At 34.4% G+C, this 4,185-nt stretch carries 4 protein-coding genes; 1 reads left to right on the top strand and 3 read right to left on the bottom strand.

The genetic code is table 11. The features are described from left to right. Nucleotides 1-356 precede the first annotated feature (356 nt). Together F6K13_RS21195 and F6K13_RS21190 are read right to left on the bottom strand one after the other, a co-directional pair. Complete coding sequence (locus F6K13_RS21195; RefSeq protein ID WP_124146769.1) at nucleotides 357-1,163, bottom strand: thermonuclease family protein; 807 nt, start codon at nucleotides 1,161-1,163, stop codon at nucleotides 357-359. 163 nt (nucleotides 1,164-1,326) lie between these two features. Next, nucleotides 1,327-2,550 (bottom strand): RNA-guided endonuclease TnpB family protein, encoded by a 1,224-nt coding sequence (locus F6K13_RS21190; protein ID WP_124146770.1) that lies wholly within the window; start codon nucleotides 2,548-2,550, stop codon nucleotides 1,327-1,329. A 28-nt stretch (nucleotides 2,551-2,578) separates the two neighbouring features. Between F6K13_RS21190 and tnpA the strand changes: the two genes are divergently transcribed. Then, nucleotides 2,579-2,989 carry an IS200/IS605 family transposase gene (gene tnpA, locus F6K13_RS21185; protein WP_124154763.1) on the top strand — a complete coding sequence of 137 codons (411 nt, stop codon included), beginning with the start codon at nucleotides 2,579-2,581 and terminating at the stop codon, nucleotides 2,987-2,989. A gap of 159 nt (nucleotides 2,990-3,148) precedes the next feature. On the opposite strand, the gene F6K13_RS21180 is transcribed toward tnpA, so the two are convergent. Next, nucleotides 3,149-4,063 (bottom strand): hypothetical protein, encoded by a 915-nt coding sequence (locus F6K13_RS21180; protein WP_287288291.1) that lies wholly within the window; start codon nucleotides 4,061-4,063, stop codon nucleotides 3,149-3,151. Nucleotides 4,064-4,185 lie beyond the last annotated feature (122 nt).

The raw sequence follows: 4,185 nt of genomic DNA, 5'->3' as shown, positions 1-4,185 counted from the left end.
CAATTGAAACACTGAGGATAATTTCTGGCTTTTACCTGACTCTGGCAATAGAATAGCTCAATTAAAAAAAACTCCAACGTTGTAGTTTTGGAGCTATTTTTTCTATTGTACAATAGTTTTGAGATTTCTGAGGCACCCACAAAAGCGATCGCCGAGAGTGCCACTCAATTGAAACACTGAGGATAATTTCTGGCTTTTACCTGACTCTGGCAATAGAATAGCTCAATTAAAAAAAACTCCAACGTTGTAGTTTTGGAGCTATTTTTTCTATTGTACAATAGTTTTGAGATTTTTGAGCCACCCACAAAAGCGATCGCCTCAGTATTTCAATAATTTGAATATTTTGTCAAAATTAATTATTGTGCAAATAAATTATTAGCTTGTTCTTGAACTTTATCTTCAAACTCAGGTTGAGTAATGACACCATTTTTCAAGTCTTCAAAAAGAGTTGATAAAATCTGGTCTTGCTCCTGTAATTTGAGTTTAAATGTAGCATCAAAATCAGCTTCAGTAATTGTACCTTCTTTCAAGTCTTGACTCATATCTCTCAGAAAAGACCTTTGTTTTTTCTTCAGGGAACGAAACACCCAAGGTGGAATAAATTCTGATTGAGATTCTTGCCATATTCCACGTTGATTTATCTGAGCATCCGCTTCTGCTAATAACAACATTATTGCAGTGTCTCTTGGACATTCGCTAATATAATCATAATAAATTCGACTCAAGCCTTCCTGGACTAAAATGTATTGTACAAAAGTACCATCTAATAAATAAACTTCACCAAAACAACGTGGCGATCGCCCTGGTCGTTTTTCTTCTCCAGTAACTTTAACTTTGACTTTATTACCACTTTTTTCAACTAATTCTTGGAGTCGCTCTTTGCCTTTTTCTCCCCATTCAAATTGACTACGATATATTTGATTTTCATTTTTACGATTCATTTTTTCCACCTGTGAATCTCCCCATCCTTTAGAAGTTTCTGGAGTATCAATATAAACGAAACGTACAGTCATTTCCTGGTTATCTTCATCAGAAATAACATCAAAAGTATCGGCATCTGATACTTTTTTGACAGTGTAAGTTTTTAGGGTCTCAAAATATGATGGAGTAGGTAGTTTAACTTGACCCAGACGAGTTAAGATATTGTTGATTATTTCTTTCATCAATAATTAAAAATTGCTAGCTGTCTACTAATAATACTAGAAAAAATAGAGAAGTTATGTAAGTGAAGTCTCTCCCGTTAAATCTCGCGATTATAACGGGAGCTTCTAAAACAAAGATAATTGAACCCAAGTTTCAAAAGTTTCTTGCTTTGCTGGCGCAACGCTACGCGAACATAGGCTGACCAACGTCTAAGCCTCCACAAGCAGACAAGATGATACCCACCTCGTTTAATGCTCTATTTAATATGTTAACTGCTGCATTCTCATCTCTATCTAAAACTGTTTTACATTTAGGACAAGAATGAGTTCTAACTGACAAAGTTTTAGGTACTTTATGACCACAATTTGAACAATTTTGTGATGTATTATGAGGAGTGACTTTGACTACATGAACACCGCGTTTGACCGCCACTGCATTCAATTTTTCAATGAAAGCACCCCAGGCTACATCATAGATTGATTTTGATAATTTGCTATTTCTGGCTAAACCTTTAATGTTAAGGTTTTCAACTGCAATTAAATCATACTCTTTAACTAATTTATGGGCAGTTTTGTAATGAAATTCTTCTCTTTGTCTAGCAATATGTTGATGTAATTTAGCTATTCTATTTTGAGCCTTTTTCCAGTTATTAGAACCAATTTCTTTTCTAGCTGCTTTACTTTGTTTTCTAGCTAAATTAGATTGAGATTTTCTATAAAAATTAGGAACAGAAACAGTGTCTCCAGTATTGGTCGTCAGAAACTCTTTGAGGCCGACATCAATACCCACAGCAGTTTTTATATTCTCTGTAGGAATTAGATTAGGAACTGACTTATCTTCCAAGCTAAAACTGACATAATAGCCATCAGCTTTTTTGGTTATAGTTGCAGTTTTGATCGTAAACCCATCTGGAATATGTCTATGAACTATTACTGGAATAGCACCAAACCTGCTAATAATAATTTGCTTGCCATCAAATTTAACTGCTGCTTTAGGATGATTAACTCTACTAAAACAAAATGACCTTAATTTGCCAGACTTCTTGAATCTTGGTCTACCAAATCTCTTGCCTGTTTGATCTGGAACTAACCAACGTTTCCAGGCTTTATCCAACCTTTGTAAGTTAATTTGTTGAACTTCAGAATAGATGTCTTTGTATTCTGGAAAGAGAATTTTTGTTTGTTTAAGTGCTGATTGTTGAAAATAATAATCAGGCTTGCCAGGAATCTCGCCGATAGGACATGATACTATTGAGCATCGGTCTAATTGACACCTAGTTCTATTTAACCAGTCTAGTCTTTGACCATTAGCGTAATTCCAATGCCTCCTGAGCAACTCTAGCCAATAGTCAATTTTTGCTGACTGTTCAGAAGTGGGCTTGATTTTATAGCAATAAGTAATTATCATATTTTGATTTTACATTTACTGCTATGTTATGTCAAGCAACTATAATAAAGGTTTTAGGTCTGTTTATTCTCTTACTGTTCATATCGTATTTGTCACCAAGTACCGAAGAAAAGTAATTACCTCTGAAATGCTGCAGCAGTTAAATAAAATATTTGATCAAACCTGTCAAAAGTGGGAGTGTGAATTAGTAGAGTTTAATGGTGAAGTTGACCATGTACATTTGTTAATCACATTTAACCCAAAAGTTCAACTGAGCAAATTTATAGCCAATCTCAAGACTGTTTCGAGTAGGTTGATCCGGAGAGACTTTGCTGATTACCTAGCTAGGTTTTACAGGAAACCTGTACTGTGGACGGGTTCTTATTTTGTTGCTAGCTGCGGAGGTGTAACTATTGAGCAATTAAAGCAATATGTTGAACATCAATCGACACCTACATAACCTTGTTGTCGGCAATTCCCCTCCCGTTAAATCTCGCAATTATAACGGGAGACCCCGAGACCGTATCAAGTTGGTATTGAATCGATATTTCGGATATAGAAATGTATGGCAAACAAGGGCCTAAATAATTAATAATTAATAATTAATTGTTGAAGAGTCCTAATACAATTTGACCACAGGTAAACCTGTTTTGGGAATACTGGTCAGAAAACCTTGTCTTATGGAGTCTAATTTATAAGAGCAAATTAAACTCAATATACTCAGTAAGACTGGTAGCAAAATAATTTTTACTGACAGATTAATTGCGATTAAAAATAAAGCTAAAATTGCTAAAACTGCTGTAAAATTTTGACAAAAATCTTTGATTTTGTCTATCAAAATTAGAGATTGCCGACAACTAGGGCAATGCTTTGTATGTCTGTGCCAGCGGTCGTATAATTGTTCATCATTTAATTCTAGAAAAGGTGTTTCTTTTATTCCTTGCCATTCAGGTTTCCCCCCCGCAAATTCATCTAACCATTTGCGAAAAGTAACTATACCAACATCAGCTAATGAAGGCATGAAATAGGATTTTTGCCAAGTTTTATTATCTGTTAATTCGCTGATAGGCCGAAAGTCTAACATTGATATATCTTGGTCACTTAACTTATAGCTAGATAAGTGTTTTAATCCTGTTTGTAAATACTTTGGTAGGAGTTCAAACCACAAGTTACGTTTTTGGGGAGCAGCATCAAAAATAAACCTACCAATATGTTTACAATAACCTGGTTTTGTTGGTACAAAATACAATAAAAACAAAGCAGATTTACCATTATAAAATTCATATATTGTTGTATTAGAACATGGAGGGCTGAATTTTCGCGTAGCATCCATATCTTTGTTAAAAACATTATAACCAGAATTTTTTAAGGTAAAACCATCTTCAGCAGAAATTTCTCCGAATACTTTAAAACATTGGATAGGAATAGCTCTTTCTGGAGAAAAACCAGAAATTCCTTCATGCAAAAACTGGGCGTGAGAAGGGTCAAAACTACTTTCAATAGAGACAGTATAGCTATAGGGAACTTCTGACATAAACCAATCTATTGAAGAGCTATTCCTATCCAATGTTTTAAAGTATTCGGAGAAATTTCTGCTGAAGATGGTTTTACCTTAAAAAATTCTGGTTATAATGTTTTTAACAAAGATATGGATGC

The sequence above is a fragment of the Okeania sp. SIO2B9 genome (genome assembly GCF_010672505.1).
Lineage (GTDB): Bacteria > Cyanobacteriota > Cyanobacteriia > Cyanobacteriales > Microcoleaceae > Okeania > Okeania hirsuta.
This window is presented reverse-complemented; position numbering and strand designations above follow the sequence as displayed.

Coding starts and splice junctions, on each gene's coding strand:
- F6K13_RS21195 (WP_124146769.1), bottom strand. CDS start 1,163: ATGAAAGAAATAATCAACAATATCTTAACTCGTCTGGGTCAAGTTAAA.
- F6K13_RS21190 (WP_124146770.1), bottom strand. CDS start 2,550: ATGATAATTACTTATTGCTATAAAATCAAGCCCACTTCTGAACAGTCA.
- tnpA (WP_124154763.1), top strand. CDS start 2,579: ATGTCAAGCAACTATAATAAAGGTTTTAGGTCTGTTTATTCTCTTACT.
- F6K13_RS21180 (WP_287288291.1), bottom strand. CDS start 4,063: ATGTCAGAAGTTCCCTATAGCTATACTGTCTCTATTGAAAGTAGTTTT.